Origin of the sequence: Sandarakinorhabdus sp. (assembly GCF_032115815.1) — a bacterium.
GTDB lineage: Bacteria > Pseudomonadota > Alphaproteobacteria > Sphingomonadales > Sphingomonadaceae > Sandarakinorhabdus.
Genome location: NZ_JAUMBI010000262.1, coordinates 1 through 18641 on the forward strand (window position 1 = coordinate 1; position 18641 = coordinate 18641).

Here is an 18641-nt window from a genome sequence, read left to right on the forward strand (position 1 = left end):
CGTACGCCAAGTGGCGCCCGAAACCCTTCATCATTGCAGACGCTGCAGCATCGGAGACAGAACGCTTTGGTGAGGTTGCATAGGAACAGACGATTTTGGACATTACCTATGAAAAGATGAGCGGGGCCCTGGGATCGCTGCTGCTGGTTTGGGCAGCTTTGGAGAGATCTCTGCGCAGCGAAATCATTCGTGCCAAACGTTGCGTGCCAGAAGGCACGCACGGCGTTGGCGGCTTGCTCAAATGTTGGGAGTGCGTGGTGACAGAGAAGCACCCAGCTGACTCACTGGGTCCGCTGCTGGCAAGGGCCCTTCAAGACCAGCTGCAAGGGCCGCGAGAAGTTCGCAACGGCTTATGCCACGGCCTCGTTGGCATTTCGGCGGCAACCGAGAAAATCCCTGCCAAATTGCGCTGGAAAATCAACGATAAAAGCCATTCGATCAGTTGGGCCGAGTTGCAGGAACAGTTCGCATGGCTTTCAAAGCTGCCTGGTGCGGTTTCGTTGATATCCAACCCGAGCTTCGGAAGCAGGGCAACCAACAATGCTGAGAACCGCGAATGGTGGCGATCAGTGTATGCCATTGATCTGCCAGAGCCGTGAACCTGCTGAGAGGCTGCTTCCAATCGAAAGCTTTGCCCGATGCCAATTGTTGCCGGAAATCGGTTTTCCACCCCAAATCGGCCGTTGAGCGCCGGCCAAAAACAAACGGGTGCAGGGACTGCGTCCCTGCCCGCCGGAGGCCCCTTCTTCCTGTCCTACACCAAGCCAGCTGCGTTACACTGGCGTGGCTGCGGATCGGACAGGCCGTCGGCGCAAAGCGGCCCCCGCGCGCATGAGAAGAATCTGTAACCTTTGTAACCTACAGGCCCCGCCGCTGCAGGGTTGCAGCATCTGATTGACTGAGCCGCCCAGCGTCTTATGGGAGCAATACGCCCTTTCTTCTCCTGGAGTGTTCCCATGCGCGTTTCTGCTCTGCTGGTTGCGGTCAGCTTGTTTGCTGTTTCCCCGGCGCTGGCTCAGAATCCGGTCCCTGCTGCGACGGCGGCGGCGGAGAGCCCGTCCGTCCGGCTGGCGGCGTTGTTTGCGCAGAGCGATGCCGACAATCTGAAGCGCAATCCGCTCTATGGCCTGTTCCGCGGTGACACCTCTCGCGCTGACCAGTTGGGTGAGCTGATCACCGATGCGGCCTATGCGGCGGAGAAGCGGGCGGCGGAGAATGAGCTGAAGGCCTTGGCCGCAATCGACCGCGCCGCGCTGACCGCAGACGAGCAGGTGAGTTACGATACGTTCAAGTGGCAGCGCGACACCGACCTCGCCGGGCTGCAGCCCGCCCTGCTCGCCGCCACCGCGCCGCGCCCGATCGATCATTTCTTCGGCTTCCACAACTTCCTTGCCGAATTGCAGTCGGGCGAGAGTGCGGCGCCCTTCAAGTCCTTGAAAGATTACGAGGATGCGCTGAAGCGCCACGACCAGTTCGCGCTGCTGCTTGATCTGTCCGTCCTGCGGTTCCGCCAAGGCATGAAGACCGGCGTGGTGCAGCCCAAGCTGGTGGTGAACAACATCATCGATCAGCTCAACAACCTCACCGCCGGCGGCACGGATGCTTCCATCATGATGAAGCCGGTGCAGAAATTCCCCGATGGCATCAGCGCCGCCGATCAGGCGCGGCTGAAGGCGGCCTATGCCAAAATGGTCGGCGAACGGGTCAACCCCGCCCTCATCCGCCTGCGCGATTTCCTGAAAACCGAATATCTCCCCGTTGCCCGCGAGGCCCCTGGTCTTGGCGCCATGCCGGGCGGGCCGGATCTGTATCGCTATCTGGTGGCCAGCAGCACCACGACCAGCCTGACACCGGACGAAATCCACAATATCGGCCTGTCTGAAGTTGCACGCATTCTCAAGGGGATGGACGAGGTGAAGGCCCGCGTTGGCTTCACCGGCGATCGCGCCGCTTTCTTCACCCACCTTCGGACCGATCCGCGCTTCAAGTTCGCCAGCGCCCAGGCCATGGGTGATGCCTTCCGCGCCGTCGGCAAGCGCACCGATCTGGTGGTCGGCAATCTGTTTGACACCATCCCCAAATCGCCGCTGGAGATAAAGCCCGTGCCAGCGCACCGGGAAAAGACCGATGCGGCCGGCAGTTACCAAGGCGGCACGCCCGACGGCAAGCGGCCAGGCATCTTCTACTACAACGCCTATGACCTGCCCTCGCGCAGCAACTATGGTGTCGAAACGCTCTATCTCCACGAAGCCGTGCCCGGCCACCATTTCCAGGTCAGCCTCGCGCAGGAGAATGAAAAACTCCCCGCTTTCCAGCGCTTTGGCGGCAACACCGCCTTTGCCGAAGGCTGGGGCCTCTACGCCGAGAGCCTGGGCCCGGAACTAGGCATGTTCAAGGACCCCTATCAGCTGCAGGGACGCTATGAAGACGAGATGCTGCGCGCCCTGCGCCTCGTCGTCGATACCGGCATTCATTCAAAGGGTTGGGGCCGCGATCAGTCCATCGACTATATGCTGGCCAACAGCAGCATGAGCCGCACGGATGCCATCGCCGAAGTGGAGCGCTATATCGCCATCCCGAGCCAGGCGCTGGCCTACAAGATCGGCCAGCTGACCATCAGCCGGCTGCGCGCCAAGGCGCAGGCGGCGCTGGGGCCAAAGTTTGATATCAAGGGCTTCCACCGCGAAGTGCTGATGACGGGCGCACTGCCAATGGCGGTGCTGGAGGCCAAGATCGATCGGTGGGTTGCGCAGCAGGGCGGGCGGTAAGCCGGGCTGTCCTACAGGGACCTGATGCGGTAAAAGGTCCGCATCAGGCTCTTTGAAAATCAGTCACTTGCCGGGCGAAAATTTCCAGAATCCGCACATTTCGTCAAAACTGGCAAAACCCGGCCGTCACGCCTTGACGAGGCCCTTCTCGATCAGGCTGCTCGCACAATCGAGGATGGTGGTCGCCTCGTCGCGGGTCTGCCAGCCCAAACGCTCCCCGGCATGGGCGGCGCTGGCTTCACGGCGGCGGCCAAGTTCGGGCACCACCATCTTCACCGTCGCATCGAAATTGGCCAGCAGTATCAGCAGCCAATCCGGCAGGCCGCGCGTCGGTACCCGCCGCGCCTGCTTGCCGAGCCCGGCCTTCAGCACCTCGGCCACCTCACGCATCCACATGAATTTGCCTTGTGCGATGAAGCGTTCGCCATCCAGCCCTGGCGCTGTCATCGCGGTGACGTGCAGATCGGCGACGTCGCGCACATCGACCACCCCAAAGCCCAGGCGCGGCAGGCCGGGCAGTGCGCCGTCGAGCAACTTCTTCACCACCTCCAGGCTGGTCGAAAAATCCGGACCCAATACCGGGCCAAGCACGGCGGCCGGGTTGATGGACACATACTCCATCCCCTGCCCATTGGCCGCCATCCACTCCCGCGCCGCGCGTTCGGCGAGCGTCTTTGACTTTATATAGGCGTATGATTCCAAGCTGTTGATGTTGGACCAATCGCTTTCCGTGAACGGCGTGCCGCGCTCACCGTGGCCATAGGCGATGGCGGCCATGCTGCTGGTCATCACAACCCGTTTTACACCGGCAGCATGGGCAAAGCGCAACGCCCGCAGGGCGCCTTCGCGGGCCGGGACGATCAGATCATCGGGGTTCTTCGGTTCGCCAGCCGGGATAGGGGAAGCGATGTGCTGCACAAAGGAAATGCCACCCATCGCCTCGGCCCAGCCGGTGTCGCTCATCAGATCGCAGGCCACCAGTTCGAGTTCGGGCAGGCCCAGCGTGGCCCGCACTTCAGCAGCGCGCGCAAGATTGCGGATGGTACCGCGCACCGGCCAGCCATCGGCCACCAGCGCCTTGATGATGAAGCCGGCGATATAGCCCGACGCGCCGGTGACCAGCACCTTGCCCTTGTTCACCCTTTTGACCCTCCAATTTTGCTGAACCACCATGGTGGGGGGCAACTGCCGGCTTGGCAAGCGCGGCAGCGCGGCCCATTAGCGGGGTGTGCAGACGCCCAATCCTTTCGCCGGCCTGGCGGCTGGTTCGCTCCCCCGCCGTGAATTCGCAGTGGTGTTCGCGGCGCTGCTCACCGTCGCGGCCGGCAATACCGCGCTGCAAACCGTGCTGCCGGCCATCGCCCGGGTGATCCACCTGCCCGACATGCTGGTGGCGGTGATCTTCTCTTTCTCGGCGCTGCTGTGGACGTTCAGTGCCCCCTATTGGGCGCGGCAGAGCGATATCAGGGGCCGCCGCCGGCTGATGCTGGTGGGATCATTGGGCTTCATGGTGTCGATGGCCGGTTGCGGCATCGCCATTTATGCGGGGCTCAACGGCTGGCTGGCGCCGATCGCCACCTTTGCGCTGTTCGCCACGCTGCGCAGCCTGTTCGGCATTTTCGGTTCGGCGGCCAATCCCGCCGCTCAGGCCTATGTCGCCGGGCGCACCAACGAACAGGATCGCACCGCCGCCCTCTCCAGCCTGTCATCGGCGTTCGGGCTTGGCACCATCATCGGGCCGGCGATTGCGCCACTGTTCATTCTGGCGCCCTTCGGCCTGTCGGGGCCGATGTTCGCCTTTGCCGCCATCGCCGCCGTTGTGATGATTGCGGTGGCAAAGGTGCTGCCCGACGATGATCCCACCCACCAGCCGGGCCATGTGCAAAGCGGCAGCGGAGCGCCGTCATCCGAACCCAATCTGGCCGGCGCCACCACGGGTGCCAGCGTCAAGGCGGCTGCCGCCGGCCGGCCGAAACGGCTGAGCGTCAAGGACAGCCGCATCCTGCCCTTCATGATCTTCGGCTTCGTATCGGGCTCCATCCAGGCGGCCACCGGCCAGGCGCTGGGCTTTCTGGTCATCGACACGCTGGGCGGCGACGCGATGGATTCGCAGCAGTCGATCGCCCTGATCTTCATGGCCGGCGCGTTTTCGACCCTTTTGGCGCAGTGGGTGCTGATCCCGCAGCTTGGCCTGACACCGCCGGCGCTGATGCGCTGGGGCACGTTGCTGGCCGCCGCCGGCACGGCCGGCATCGCGGTTTCCAGCAGCCTTTATGCGCTGGTGATCGCCTTTGCGTTGATGAGCATGGGTTATGGCCTGGCACGGCCGGGCTTCACCGCCGGTGCCAGCATCGCCGTCTCCCGCGCCGAACAGGGCGGAGTTGCCGGCGCTGTCACGTCGGTCAACGGCAGCTGCTTCGTGTTTGCGCCGGCCGTCGGAATCGGCCTCTATCAGATCGGCCCCTCGGTCACCTATTGGCTGGGTGCTGCGGCGCTGGTGGCGCTGGCTGTCTATGCCTTCACCAAGCCCGAACTGGCCCGCGAACCGAACGAATATCACGAAGACTGATCAGCGCCGCCACGGATGGACGAACTGCCGCCACCAGCCCGGCGGCACCGGTTCAGCGATGCCATAGCCCGTGGGCCAGCGCCCTGCAGGCAGATGGAACGTGCCGAACAGCTTGTCGATCAGCGGGAAGTGGATCGCGAAATTGCGGTCCACCGCTTCGGCATCGCTGGCGTGGTGCCAGTGGTGATAGCGCGGGGTAGCGATGAAATGGCCCCACCAGTCCCTCTCGCCGCCCATATTGGCGTGGATCAGAGCGCTGTGCAGATAGACCACGGCGACATAGGCCTGCACCGCCTCGGGAACGAAGCCCAGCGTGAACATCGGCAGCGTCGTCAGCCCGCGCACCACCGCGATCTCCAGAAAATGCAGGCGAGATCCGGCCAGCCAGTCCATCGCTCGGGCACTGTGATGGATGGCGTGAAATCGCCACAGCAACGGCACACGGTGAAAGGCGCGGTGCAGCCAATATTGCAGCACATCGGTGCACAGCATGATCGCCAGCACCTGCACCACAAAGGGCAGATCGGCGACGGCGGCGCGAAGGCCTGCCAGCCCTGCACTGTGCGCCATCACCAGCCGTGATGGCCCGAAGGTGACAAAGGCGACCACCTGCACCAGCATCGAACTGATCAGGAAATAGGCCAGATCCACCTGCCATTCCGGGCGAAACAGCCGCTGTTCGCGGATATGCGGCCACAGCCGTTCCAGCGGTGCCAGCATGAGGCCCGACAGCGCCAGATTGAGAATGAAGAAATCAAGGCCAAAGAATAGCCCGCCGCGGCCGGCCGGCCCGGCACCGGGCGCGCCGGTGCCAATCAGGCTGGCCACCAGCGCGAGGGCCAATGCCGCCAGCCCCATGGCGCGGTAACGGCCCAGCCACAACGACACCATTGCCAGTGCAAAACTGGCCAGAACGATCAGATGCACCGCCGGGCGAAAGAGCGCCGATTGATAGACCGGCACCAGTTCCGGCGTGGCCAGTTCACCGGGAAAGCGCAGCGCCAGCACTAGGCCCAACCCGGCAATGGCCAGCAGCAGCGCGAACAGACCGGCATACCAGCCGCTGCCGAACCGGCGCAGCGCCCGCGGCGCTTCCAGTTCGGTGATCAACGGGCTGCGGTTGGCCATCAGCGTGGCTGCAACAGCGCGATCCGGTTGCCTTCGCTGTCTTCAAACTCGGCGACCCAGCCAGGTGGACCGATATCCTTGCGCGGATAAAGTGTGCGACCACCTGCGGCGGTCACACGGGCCAGCGTGGCATCGATATCGGTTGCGCGAAAATAGAGAATCGGTCCGGTCTTGCCCGGAACGTAAACGTCACCCTTGACCAGCGCGCCCTCCGGGCCATCGGCACCGGCAAACATCGCCATGTCATAGCCATCAACCCGATCGCGGCTCAGTGGTTTACCGAACACCGCTTCGTAAAAGCGCGTTGCCCGATCCAGATCGTTGACTGGGATCTCGAACCATACAGCAAGCGGGGCCTCAGTGGCGGCTACGGGAGCCGCCACCAACAGGGCCAGCGTAACCGCCAGCCACCTCACGCGCCGGCGGGTGCCTCACCAAGGCCGGTGCCGCGACGGCCCGCTTTGGGAATTGCCGAAGTGCCCGACGAAGGGCGCGCCACCGGGGTGGTGGTGGCACTGCCGCGATTGATGGTGCCGCCGTCCATGACCTGCTTGATCTCGTCGCCGGTGAGGGTTTCATATTCAAGCAGCGCGCCAGCGATGGCGTGCAGCTGGTCAATATTCTCGGTCAGCACATGCTTGGCGCGGTCATAGCCAGTGGTGACGATAGCGCGCACTTCGCTGTCGATCATCTGAGCGGTTTCTTCCGACATGTTCTGGGCCTTGGTCACGCTGTGGCCGAGGAACACCTCTTCCTGGTTCTCGACATATTTCAGCGGGCCCAGCTTGTCAGACATGCCCCATTGCGTCGCCATCGAGCGGGCCAGATCGGTGGCATAGCTGATATCGGACGAGGCACCGGAGCTGACCTTGTCATAGCCGAAGATCACTTCTTCGGCGACGCGGCCGCCCATGGCCACGGCCAGATTGGCGTACATCTTGTCGCGGTGGTAGCTGTACTGGTCCCGCTCCGGCAGGCGCATCACCATGCCGAGCGCACGGCCGCGCGGGATGATGGTGGCCTTGTGGATCGGGTCCGACGCCTGCTCATGCAGCGAGACGAGCGCATGGCCGGCCTCGTGATAGGCGGTCATCTTCTTCTCGTCCTCGGTCATCGCCATGGTCTTGCGCTCGGTGCCCATCAGCACCTTGTCCTTGGCATCCTCGAATTCGCGCATCGACACCAGCCGCTTGCCGCGACGGGCGGCCAGCAGCGCGGCTTCGTTGACCAGGTTGGCCAGATCAGCGCCGGCAAAACCCGGCGTGCCGCGCGCGATGGTGCGGGCGTTCACGTCAGGCGCCAGCGGCACTTTCTTCATATGGACGGCGAGGATCTTCTCGCGCCCGTCGATATCGGGGCGGCCCACCACGACCTGGCGGTCGAAACGACCGGGGCGCAGCAGGGCAGGATCCAGCACATCAGGCCGGTTGGTGGCAGCGATGATGATGATGCCTTCGTTGGCATCGAAACCATCCATTTCCACCAGCAGCTGGTTCAGCGTCTGTTCGCGTTCGTCGTTGCCGCCGCCAAGGCCAGCGCCACGGCTGCGGCCGACGGCGTCGATTTCATCGATGAAGATGATGCACGGGGCGGATTTCTTGCCCTGTTCGAACATGTCGCGCACACGGCTGGCGCCGACACCAACGAACATTTCGACGAAATCGGAGCCGGAGATGGAGAAGAACGGCACATTGGCTTCGCCGGCGATGGCGCGGGCGAGCAACGTCTTGCCGGTGCCGGGCGGGCCAACCAGCAGCGCGCCCTTCGGAATCTTGCCGCCGAGGCGGCTGAAACGGCCAGGATCCTTCAGGAAGTCGACGATTTCCTGCAGTTCCTCGCGGGCTTCGTCGATGCCGGCAACGTCGTCAAACGTCACGCGGCCTTCCTTCTGCACCAGCAGCTTAGCCCGGCTCTTGCCGAAACCCATGGCACCGCGGCCGGCACCGTTCTGCATCTGACGCATCACGAAAATCCAGATGCCAATCATCAGGATGAAGGGCAGCATGTTGAAGAACAGCTGCGCAATCACCGAACGGCTTTCTTCCGGGCGGGCATCAAAGCGCACACCCTTGCTGCGGAGACGCTCGATCAACTGGGTATCGCCGGGGTTGAAAGTACGGAACTCCTCGTCGCCGCTGGTGCGGCCGATGATTTCCTCGCCGCGGATCTCCACCGATTTCACCGCGCCATCATCAACGCGCGCAAGGAAATCCGAATAGGCCAGCGTGTCGCTGCTGCGCGAGGAACCGCTGCCCTGCATCACGTTCACCGCCACGGCGAGGCCGAGCAGGATGACGATCCACAACCCCAGATTCTTCATCCAGGGGTTGGGCGGACGCTTGTTGGGGCCTTCGGACATGGACAGTTCCTGATCAATTACACGCGGCAACGCTGGCGATCGCACGCACAGCCCAAGATAAGGTGGAATGATGGGGTTGCAATCCGCCTGTGCTGTTCTGCCCCGTTTCAGGCGGCGTTTTGTGGCTTTTTGCCGCCGTTCTGTGGCGGGCGGGTGACGGAAAGTTGCCAGATTGTGCCGGGACGCGCGACAATGCCGGCCAGTGTGCCGCTTGCCCCGCTTCCGAGTCGCGCCGCCAGACGGGCGATGTCGCTGCCCCGCGCCGGTCGTCCGGCCATCGTTTCCACCGCCCGCGCCAGCAGCCGCTGCACCAGCGCCGCTGGCAGCCCACCTGCATCAACCATCAAGCGGCCATCGGTTTCGCGCACCCTGCCAGCCCAGGCCAGATCGGCCGCCCAGGCAAGCGCTTCGGCGTCGGCAGCCAGATGCGCCGCACTGGCCGCCAGGGCAGCAGCGTCCAGCGCCGGCGTAACAGCCAGCAGCGCCCGCACCTGTGTGCGATCATGGCGGGGATCGCGGTTGGCGGGATCGTCCACCACCGACCAGCCATCAGCGACAGCGATCGCCGCCAGTTCGCCCTTGCGGACCGACAGCAGCGGCCGCACCAGCATCACGCCAGGCCGCAACAGCCGGGCGGAACGGATCGCAGCCAGCCCCTCGCTGCCACTGGCGCGGTTCAGGCGCATCAGCAGCGTTTCGGCCTGATCATCGGCGTGATGGGCGGTGAGCAGCAGGCTGTGGCCGTGGGCGGCGCACCAATCGCCCATCAGTGCATAGCGGGCGGCGCGGGCGCGGGCTTGGATATTGCTGGCGAAATCCGCGCCGTCGCGCACCAGCGTTACCTGCGGCAAGCCGCGGGCCGCACACTCGGCTGCAACCCTGGCAGCTTCGGCGGCCGCTGCGGGGCGCAGACGGTGATCGACGGTGAGCGCCGTCACCCGGCCCGCAAAAGCGGCGGCGGCCAGTGACAGCAGTGCCAGGCTGTCCGGCCCGCCTGAGGTCGCGACGGCAATGCGTTCATCGGGGGCAACCGGGCAGCCCAGCGCCGCCGCAATCAGTGCGGCAAGATCAGGCCGCACATTTGGCCGGCTCACGCCGTGCACTTGGCTTTCAAGCGCTGGCGCCCGGCATCGGCCTTCTGCGTGTCGGTCAGCTTGGCACCATATACCGTTTCCAGCTCACCCAGCACCTGGCAGGCGTCCTTGGGCTTGGTCATAGCATTGAGCGCACCAGCCAGCGCAATCAGCGCATCGGGTGCCGGGGTCGAACGCGGGGCCGACTGATAGACATCAAGGAACGCCTTGGCCGCCTGCGGATATTGTGTGCGCGCGGCAAAGCTGCGGCCCAGCCAGTATTTTGCCTGCGGCACGCGGGTGGATTTCGGCCAATCGGCGATGAACTGGCTCATCGCGGTTTCAACGCCGGGCCAATCGCGGGCCGTGACCTTGGGATAGGCGGCGGTCCAAGCCGCCCCGTCGGTGGCTGGCTTGGCGGCGGGCGCTGCCGGCTTGGGCGCAGTGGCAACGGGCGTGGCCGGCGGTTTGCCCTGAACCGCCGCAGGGCCAGCGGTAGGCGCGAGCGGCGCTCCAGCCGCATCGGCGGGCGGCGTGCCACCGGGATTTTCCAGCGTGTTCAACCGAAATTCCACATCGCCCTTCAGGCGGCGCTGGCCGTCTTCCAACTGGCGCAGCTTGTATTCCATCGCCTCGATCTGGCCGGTCATTGTCTTCAACTGGCCTTCCAGCGCGTCCACCCGCCCGGTCAGATCAGCGATCGGCGTGGTGGCCGGCGGCGTTTCTGGCGCGGGCGCCGGTGTGGCGGCCTGGGCCGGGATTTCCGGTTCAAAGAAACGCGCGTTGCCGCCGGGAAACACCTTGCGCTGCACCGCGCGCATTTCCGATTCGAGCGTGCCTACCCGGCGATCGAGCTTGCCCACGTCAACCGCCTGCGCCGCCAACGGGGCAGGCAACAGCACGGCAGCAGCAAGCAGGACAGGCACGAAACGGCTCACGATCAGGCTCCCGAAATTCAACGTGGTGCCGGTTCTGGCGCAGGCTGACTTGCCGGACCCTGAACGGGCGTCGCGGCCGCAGCCGAGCCGGCAAAGCGTTCCGCCAATGCCGGTGCGGTCAGCACGACGCCATCAACAGTCTCGACCGACCCACCCAGCGGGGGCAGCTTGACGCCGGCCACGCTCACCTCGATCTCGCCGGCGCGGCCGGCGCGCAAGACGAGTGGGCCCTTGTCCTCGGGCAACTTGTAGATGCTGCCGGCGACCATCAGGCCCTGGAAGGCCTTCCGGCCCGTGGTGCGACTGTAGATCTTCACCCAGACATCCGAACGCGCGGTCAGAGTCACCGTGCCGCTGGTCGGGATGGTAAGGGGCGCCATCGCTGCAGCGCTGGCACCAGCCATAGCACCCGTGGGGGTTGAGGCCGGAGCCGGCGCTGATGCCGGAGCTGAACCCGTTACTGCCGGAGCCGCCGCCGGTGACGCACTTGGTGCCGGATCGAGCACGCCACTGCCATAAAGGCCGAGACCGCCGATCACCAGCACCAGCACTGCCAACCCGGCCATGGCTAGCCCGCGCGACGGCAGCCGAGCTTCGTCAAGCGGTTCCAGGCTGGGCGCAGATGGCACATGCGGCGTGAGACGGGTTTCGGCACGGAACTGGGCGCCCACGCTTTCCGGATTGAGCCCGACGCTGCGCGCAAAGGTCTTCACGAAGCCCAACGCATAGGGCAGCGCCGGCAGGGATTCGTGATCATCGGCTTCGATGGCCATCAGGTGCCGCAACGGCACGCGGGTTTCCCGGGCCAGATCGGCCAGTTCCCGGCCGGCCGCCGCCCGCGCTTCGGCCAGCAGCGCACCCACCGTCAGGCCACGGTACGGGCCTTGCGGATATGCAGCATTTCCCTGTTCTTCATCGACCATTCGGGCCAGCCTCCCGCTTTGTCAGGGACATGGCCATTGTCATCGTCTGGAGTCAATCATTTGCAGGACGGTTGGCATTTGCAGGCCGTATCGCCGGCTATTGCGGCAGTGCAGCACGCTCCGAAGTCCCTTGGCTTGCCCTTGGGCCGGGCTTGCCCTATGGGCGCAGCCGATATTGCCGGCAGCTTGCCGTCGATGGCCCCGCTCTTTTTTTCCGGAAATCTGCATGTCCACCCGCAACATCGCGATCATCGCGCACGTCGACCATGGCAAGACCACCCTGGTCGACCAGCTGTTCCGCCAATCCGGCACCTTCCGCGATAACCAGCGCGTGGCCGAACGGGCCATGGATTCCAATGACCTGGAAAAGGAACGCGGGATCACCATCCTGGCCAAGTGCACCAGCATCGAATGGGCGGATGCCGACGGCAATCCTTACCACATCAACATCGTCGATACCCCCGGCCACGCCGATTTCGGCGGCGAGGTGGAGCGCATCCTGTCGATGGTCGATGGCGTGATTCTGCTGGTCGACGCCGCCGAAGGCCCGATGCCGCAAACCAAGTTCGTGTGCGGCAAGGCGCTGGCGCTGGGCCTGCGACCGATTGTCGTCGTCAACAAGATCGACCGTCCAGATGCGCGCGCCAGCGAAGTGCTGGACGAAGTGTTCGATCTGTTCGTGACACTGGAAGCCAACGACGACCAGCTCGATTTTCCGGTGCTTTATGCGTCCGGCCGTGGTGGCTATGCCGGCCCGACCGACGATGTGCGCTCCGGCGACCTGAAGCCGCTGTTCCAGAAGATCGTCGATCATGTGCCGCCGCCCAGCGGCGATCCGGAAGCCCCGTTCCGCATGCTGGTTTCGCTGCTGGACCGCGACAATTTCCTGGGCCGCATCCTGACCGGGCGCATCATGTCGGGCACGCTGAAGGTCAACAGCCCGATCCATGCCCTGAACCCCGACAGCACGGTGGCCGAGATCGGCCGCGCCTCGAAAATCTTTGCTTTCCGTGGCCTCGAACGCGTGGCCGTCGATCAGGCCGTGGCCGGTGACATCATCGCCCTGGCCGGCCTGACCAAGGCTACCGTGGCCGATACCATCGCCGAACAGAGCGTGAGCGAAGCCCTGGCAGCGCAGCCGATCGATCCGCCGACCCTGTCGATGACGTTCAGCGTGAACGACAGCCCTTATGCCGGCAAGGACGGCAGCAAGGTGACCAGCCGCATGATCGCCGATCGCCTGGCCCGCGAAGCCGAAGGCAATGTGGCGATCCGCATCACCGAACTGCCGTCGAAGGACGCGTTCGAAGTGGCCGGCCGCGGCGAATTGCAGCTGGGCGTGCTGATCGAAACCATGCGCCGCGAAGGTTTCGAACTGTCGATTTCGCGCCCGCGGGTGATCTTCGGCACCGACGAGGCCGGCAAGCGCACCGAACCCTATGAAACCGTCGTGATCGACGTGGACGAGGCCTATTCCGGCACGGTTGTCGAGAAGATGGCCCAGCGCAAGGCCGAGATGACCGACATGCGCCCGAGCGGCGGCGGCAAGACCCGCCTCACCTTCTCGGCCCCGTCGCGCGGCCTGATCGGTTATCACGGCGAATTCCTGTCGGACACCCGCGGCACCGGCATCATGAACCGGCTGTTTGAAAAATACGGCCCGCACAAGGGCGCGATTTCGGGCCGCGCCAACGGCGTGCTGATCTCCACCGAGAGCGGCGACGCCGTCACCTATGCGCTGGGTTATCTGCAGCCGCGCGGCATCCTGATGATCGGCCCGGGCGAATCGGTGTACCAGGGCATGGTGATCGGTGAGAACGCGCGCGAGGAAGATCTTGAGGTCAACCCGCTGAAATCGAAGGCGCTGACCAACTTCCGTGCCAGCGGCAAGGATGACGCCATCCAGCTCTCCCCGCCCAAGAAGCTGACGCTGGAACAGGCCATCGCCTATATCGACGAGGATGAGCTGGTGGAGGTGACGCCCAATCACATCCGCCTGCGCAAGATCCACCTCGATCCGCACGAGCGCAAGCGCGCCAGCCGGGCGAAGCAGGCCGGCTGACACCAAGTTCGCTGGTAATGGGTCGCAGCAGCGCGCGATTGCTGCTGCGACAATGGGACAATTGTCGACCTGTGCAGATGCGCCTAGGTCGCCTATCCCACTGTCCTCATTGGCCGCAGCGGGCCAGGCTGAGCCTCGAGCTGGAGTTTTCCTCATGACCGCCATCTATGACGACGATGCCCCAATGGACGCCCCGGCGCCGGCGGATTTCATCACCATTCCGCAGGCTGAAGCCGAAGACGCCATCCGCACGCTGATTCGCTGGACGGGCGATGATCCGACGCGCGAAGGCCTGCTCGACACGCCCAAGCGCGTCGCCAAGGCATGGCGCGAATATACCAAAGGCTATGCCGAAGATCCCGGCCTGCACCTGTCGCGCACCTTTGCCGAAGTGGGCGGGTATGACGAGATCGTGATCCTGCGCGACATCCCGTTCCAGTCGCACTGCGAACATCACATGGCGCCGATCATCGGCAAGGCCCATATCGCGTATCTGCCGCGCAGCCGGGTTGTCGGCATTTCCAAGTTGGCGCGCGTGCTGCACGGCTTTGCCCGCCGCCTGCAGGTGCAGGAACGGTTGACCGCAGAGGTGGCCGATTGCATCCAGCACCACCTTGATCCCGTTGGCGTGGCCGTGGTGATCGAGGCGACTCACGCCTGCATGTCGGCCCGCGGCGTGATGACGCCCGGCGTCGTGATGACCACCAGCCGCATGATGGGCACATTCCGCAACGATCACAGCAGCCGCACTGAAGTGCTGCGGCTTATGGGTAAAGGCTGAAGCTTGCCGGCCGGGGCGAGCCGGGGCACACTGCTGCTGTGATGCTGTTGCCCGCCCTTTTGCTGTTTGCCGCCCAGGCCGCGCCGCCACCGCCGCCGCCGCCGCCGTCGAACAGCGGAACGGAGCAGGTGATCGGCCCGGACAAGGGCGGCGTGGATGACGCGCTGGGTCGCGCAGCCACCCGCCCCCTGCGCGATCTGAACGTGATGAAGCCCAAGATTGCGCCAGAGCTGGCGGCGATCATGGCCAATCCCTATGCGGTGAGATCCCTGCGCACGTGCCGCCAGTTGAATGCCGAAGTGAACCGCATGACGGGGCTGGTTGGCCCCGATGTCGATGATCCGGCGCTGGTGGGCAAAAAGGGCCGCAGCCCGGCCGAGCAGTTGTTCGACAGCGCCGAAGGCATCACTGGCAGTCTCGTCCCCGGCCAAGGCATCATCCGGCAGATCACCGGCGCCAACAAGGCCGCCCGTCAGGCCGCCGCTGCCCGGCTCGCCGGTCAGATCCGGCGCAGTTACATCAAGGGCATCATGAAGGCGCGCGGTTGCCGGCTGGGGCCGGCGCCGCCCGAGAAGCCGGCGCCCAAGAAGTAACTACCCGGCCGATTTGCCCGAATCTGCCGCGGCCTGTATGGCGAGCGGCCTTTTTCATCTTGGAATAACCCGCAATGACGGCCGCCATGGCCCCGACCGAGACGACTGGTTCCGGCCTGTCGGCGCTGCTGCGCTTGGCAGCGCCGGTTGTGGCGTCGCGGCTGGGCATCATGGCGATGGGGCTGGTCGATACGATCGTGGTCGGGCGGTACAGCGCGGCGGAGCTGGGCTATCACGCGCTGGCCTGGGCGGTGACTGGCGTGGTGCTGACCACCGCGCTGGGTCTGCTTTCCGGCGTGCAGGTGATGACCAGCCAGGCCATCGGCGAAGGCCGCGAATCCGATACCGGGGCGATCCTGCGACGTGGGCTGGCCTACGCCACGTGGATTTCGGTGGCGTGCGCCATGTTCCTCGCCGTCACCGGCGGGCCGATGCTGGTGGCCTTCAACATGGCGCCGGGCCTGGCCGAAGGCGCCACACTGGTGCTGCAGGTGCAGGCGGTGTCGCTGGTGCCGATCATCGTCGCCGATGCCGGGCTGTTCTGGCTGGAAGCCCATGGCCGCGCTATCCCGGGCATGGTGGCGATGTGGCTGGCCAATATCGTCAATCTCGCCGTCAATTTGTGGCTGGTGCCGGGCGACAATATGTTCGGTGTTCACGGGGCTGCGGCCAGCGCCTGGGCAACCTTTGCCAGCCGGCTGTTCCTGCTGGTGGTGCTGGCTGTGGTCATCCTGCGCTGGCGCCGGGCGCGTGAACTGGGCGTGCTGTCGCCGGCGCCGCGCGATCCTGTGGCAGCGCGGGCGATGCGCGCGGTCGGCTATGGCGCGGCGGTCAGCTATTTCATCGAAAGCCTGGCCTTTTCGGCGATGGCGGTGTTTGCCGGCTGGATCAGCGTGACGGCGGTGGCAATCTGGGCGGTGGTGATCAACGTGGCGGCAACGGTGTTCATGGTTCCGCTGGGGCTTTCGGTGGCGACATCGGTGCTGGTCGGCCGGGCCTACGGCGCGCGCGATCGGCCGGCGATGCTGGCTTCGGCCGGGCAGGGTTTCGGGGTGACGGCGGCGGTGCTGCTGATCGTGTCGCTCGGCGTGTGGTTGTTCCCCGAAGCCATCGCCGCGGCGTACTCCCGCGAAGCCGCCGTGGTGGCCGGCATCGCCAGCGCGATGATCCTTTCGAGCCTGTTCTTTGCGGCCGATGGCCTGCAGGTGGTGGCCGCACAAGCACTGCGCGCACGCTCCGACATCCGCGCACCGGCCGTGATCCACATCTTTTCCTATGTGGTGGTGATGATGCCGCTGGCGTACTGGCTGGGCGTTACGTCGGGCGGCGGGGTGGACGGGCTGATCTGGGCGATCATCATCGCCAGCGCCTTGTCGGCCGTGTTGCTGTGGGGGCGGTTCGTGGCGCTGGGCCGCGCGCCGCTCACGCCGCCAGACGCGGTGCCCGTTTTGCCCCCCGCCTGATTTCGGCAACAAGATCGGCCACATAGGGTTCGAAATTCACCTGCATGGTGTGGCGGCGGCTGGCGTAATAATGGCCCTGGTAGCGTTTTTCCTCGGCCACGATGGTGCTGGCCATCTCTTGCGGCGATGGCAGCGCATACCGGCCGGCCAGGAAGGCGGCGAGCAGCTTTGACTGCTGCTCGGCCAGGTTGACCAGCGTCGGCAGCGTCTGCGCCAGCCCCATGAACCACAGGCCCTGGAGCGCCGGATCGGCCTGCACCATGCGCTTGTAGAGCGGGATGTGATTGTCGGTCACGCGCGCATCGGCGGGATCGAGGAACGGGAATTCAATGTTGTAACCCGTGGCGCAGATGATCGCGTCCAGCACTTCGCGGCTGCCATCGGTGAAGATCACGCCGTCACCATCCAGGCGCGCGATGGCGGGCTTCACCGCAATGTCGCCGCTGCCCACCCGGGTCAGGAACTCGCCGCTCACCGTGGGGTGCGCGTCCAGCGGCTCGTGATCAGGCGTGGGCAGGCCATAATCTTCCATGTTGCCCACCAACTGCTTCACCTTGCGGCGGCCGATCCAGCGCGCCAGCGGCAGCGGCAGCCACGGCGGCGCTGCCTGCTTGTCGGCTGGAATGCCGTTGAAATATTTGGGCAACACCCACACACCCCGCCGGGTGGAGACAAAGCAGCGTTCGGTGATGCTGCGCTGACCCAGTTCGGAGGCGATATCGACAGCGCTGTTGCCCAGCCCTACCACCAGCACCCGTTTGCCGATCAGGTTCAGCGGTTCAAACGGCGTGCGATAATCATGGGCGTGGATGATGCTGCCATTGAACTGGCCGTCCCACACCGGGCGGTTGGGGCTCCAGTGATGGCCATTGCAGACAACGACGGCGCGATAGGTTTGGGTGCCATGCTTCGTCGTCACGTCCCAAGTGCCGTCCGTCCGGCGGGTCACCTTCATCACCGGCGTTTCGAATTGCACCAACGCGCGCAGACCGAAATGATCGACATAATCGTTGAAGTACTGCGCAATCAGGCTGTGGTGGGGAAAGTCCGGCCAGTCGGCGGGCACCGGATATTCCTCGAACTGCAGCCGCCATTTCGAGGTATCGATGTGCAGCGACTGATAGGCGCTGCTCATGCCGTTGGGATTGTTATAGGCCCAGTTGCCGCCGATCCGGTCCGACGCTTCGAACCAGTCGAACACCACCCCCTCGTCGCGCAGGCGCTTGGCGGTGGTGAAACCGGAACAGCCGGCTCCGATCAGGGCAACAGGAAGCGGGTTCATGGCCGGCATCCTAGGCAGATGTAGCGGCCGCGCCACCTGTCGCTTTGCAGGTGCAGGCGGCTTGAGCAACCGACGCAAATGCGGTCTATGCCGTGCAGATGAGCGTTCACACTCCCTTGCCGGTCCGGCCATGAGCTCGGGCGTCCACGCCAGCGAAGACATGCTGTTCAGCGTGCTGTTGCAGCTGATCATCATGATCGGCGCGGCGCGCACGCTCAACATCGTTGCCCGCCGGCTGGGCCAGCCCGGCGCGGTGGGGGAGATCATTGCCGGGCTGATGCTCGGGCCATCCCTGCTTGGTGCGCTGGCACCGGCGCTGTCGGTCAGCCTGTTCGGCGCCACCCCAGCCCCGGCCATCACCATCATCAGCCAGATCGGCCTGACGCTGTTGATGTTCCAGATCGGCATGGAATTCGAGTTCGGCCATCTGCAAACCCCGCAACACCGCAAGGGGGCGCTGCTGATTGCGGCTGCGTCGGTGCTGGTGCCATTGGCCGGCGGGCTGGCACTGGGCTGGATCACCGCGTCCAACCTCGCGCCGGGAATCGATCCGCTGCTTTATGCGCTGTTCTTCGGTAACGCGCTGGCGATCACGGCGCTGCCCATATTGGGGCGGATCCTGGCGCAGTTCGGGTTGACCGATAAACCGGTGGGCGTGGTGGCGATTGCGGCCGCAGCGGTGAATGATGTGGCGGGCTGGGT

16 protein-coding genes are annotated in these 18641 nt (G+C 65.0%); 8 read left to right on the forward strand and 8 right to left on the reverse strand.

The window, feature by feature from the left end; genetic code table 11:
• The first annotated feature begins 95 nt into the window (after positions 1-95).
• Both RT662_RS15055 and RT662_RS15060 read left to right on the forward strand, forming a co-directional pair.
• The gene (locus RT662_RS15055) at positions 96-599 is read left to right on the forward strand and encodes a hypothetical protein (protein WP_313671504.1); all 504 of its coding nucleotides are present in this window, start codon (positions 96-98) and stop codon (positions 597-599) included.
• 357 nt (positions 600-956) lie between these two features.
• Complete coding sequence (locus tag RT662_RS15060) at positions 957-2768, forward strand: DUF885 domain-containing protein (protein ID WP_313671505.1); 1812 nt, start codon at positions 957-959, stop codon at positions 2766-2768.
• Positions 2769-2894: 126 nt separating this feature from the next.
• Here RT662_RS15060 and RT662_RS15065 read toward each other — a convergent pair whose 3' ends face one another.
• Positions 2895-3908, reverse strand: a complete 1014-nt coding sequence (locus RT662_RS15065; RefSeq protein WP_313671506.1) for an aldehyde reductase — start codon at positions 3906-3908, stop codon at positions 2895-2897.
• Positions 3909-3996: 88 nt separating this feature from the next.
• On the opposite strand from RT662_RS15065, the gene RT662_RS15070 reads away from it, so the two are divergent.
• Positions 3997-5337, forward strand: coding sequence for an MFS transporter (locus RT662_RS15070; protein ID WP_313671507.1), 1341 nt, complete (start codon positions 3997-3999; stop codon positions 5335-5337).
• On the opposite strand, the gene RT662_RS15075 is transcribed toward RT662_RS15070, so the two are convergent.
• The 6 genes from RT662_RS15075 to RT662_RS15100 form a co-directional block, all read right to left on the reverse strand.
• Positions 5338-6465, reverse strand: a complete 1128-nt coding sequence (locus RT662_RS15075) for a sterol desaturase family protein (protein ID WP_313671508.1) — start codon at positions 6463-6465, stop codon at positions 5338-5340.
• Complete coding sequence (locus tag RT662_RS15080; protein WP_313671509.1) at positions 6465-6881, reverse strand: VOC family protein; 417 nt, start codon at positions 6879-6881, stop codon at positions 6465-6467. Before RT662_RS15080 ends, RT662_RS15075 begins: the two co-directional genes overlap by 1 nt.
• Positions 6878-8824 carry an ATP-dependent zinc metalloprotease FtsH gene (gene ftsH / locus RT662_RS15085; protein WP_313671510.1) on the reverse strand — a complete coding sequence of 649 codons (1947 nt, stop codon included), beginning with the start codon at positions 8822-8824 and terminating at the stop codon, positions 6878-6880. Before ftsH ends, RT662_RS15080 begins: the two co-directional genes overlap by 4 nt.
• A gap of 107 nt (positions 8825-8931) precedes the next feature.
• Positions 8932-9918 (reverse strand): tRNA lysidine(34) synthetase TilS, encoded by a 987-nt coding sequence (gene tilS / locus RT662_RS15090; protein ID WP_313671511.1) that lies wholly within the window; start codon positions 9916-9918, stop codon positions 8932-8934.
• Positions 9915-10835: a YbgF trimerization domain-containing protein gene (locus RT662_RS15095; RefSeq protein WP_313671512.1), complete on the reverse strand. Its 921-nt coding sequence runs from the start codon at positions 10833-10835 to the stop codon at positions 9915-9917. The genes tilS and RT662_RS15095 overlap by 4 nt, the downstream gene beginning before the upstream one ends.
• A 17-nt stretch (positions 10836-10852) precedes the next feature.
• A complete protein-coding gene (locus RT662_RS15100) occupies positions 10853-11758 on the reverse strand; it encodes a helix-turn-helix domain-containing protein (RefSeq protein ID WP_313671513.1) in 906 nt (301 codons plus the stop codon).
• Between the two features lie 226 nt (positions 11759-11984).
• Between RT662_RS15100 and typA the strand changes: the two genes are divergently transcribed.
• From typA to RT662_RS15120, 4 genes are all read left to right on the forward strand, one after another.
• Positions 11985-13820: a translational GTPase TypA gene (typA, locus tag RT662_RS15105; protein ID WP_313671514.1), complete on the forward strand. Its 1836-nt coding sequence runs from the start codon at positions 11985-11987 to the stop codon at positions 13818-13820.
• Between the two features lie 184 nt (positions 13821-14004).
• On the forward strand, positions 14005-14601 hold the full coding sequence (gene folE, locus RT662_RS15110; protein ID WP_409530178.1) for a GTP cyclohydrolase I FolE: 597 nt from the start codon (positions 14005-14007) through the stop codon (positions 14599-14601).
• Between the two features lie 38 nt (positions 14602-14639).
• The gene (locus RT662_RS15115) at positions 14640-15194 is read left to right on the forward strand and encodes a hypothetical protein (protein ID WP_313671516.1); all 555 of its coding nucleotides are present in this window, start codon (positions 14640-14642) and stop codon (positions 15192-15194) included.
• A gap of 74 nt (positions 15195-15268) precedes the next feature.
• Positions 15269-16657: an MATE family efflux transporter gene (locus RT662_RS15120; RefSeq protein ID WP_313671517.1), complete on the forward strand. Its 1389-nt coding sequence runs from the start codon at positions 15269-15271 to the stop codon at positions 16655-16657.
• Here RT662_RS15120 and RT662_RS15125 read toward each other — a convergent pair.
• Positions 16617-17939, reverse strand: a complete 1323-nt coding sequence (locus RT662_RS15125; protein ID WP_313671518.1) for an NAD(P)-binding domain-containing protein — start codon at positions 17937-17939, stop codon at positions 16617-16619. The genes RT662_RS15120 and RT662_RS15125 overlap by 41 nt on opposite strands.
• A 130-nt stretch (positions 17940-18069) precedes the next feature.
• Between RT662_RS15125 and RT662_RS15130 the strand changes: the two genes are divergently transcribed.
• The coding region (locus RT662_RS15130) for a cation:proton antiporter (protein WP_313671519.1) at positions 18070-18641 on the forward strand (572 nt) is incomplete at its 3' end.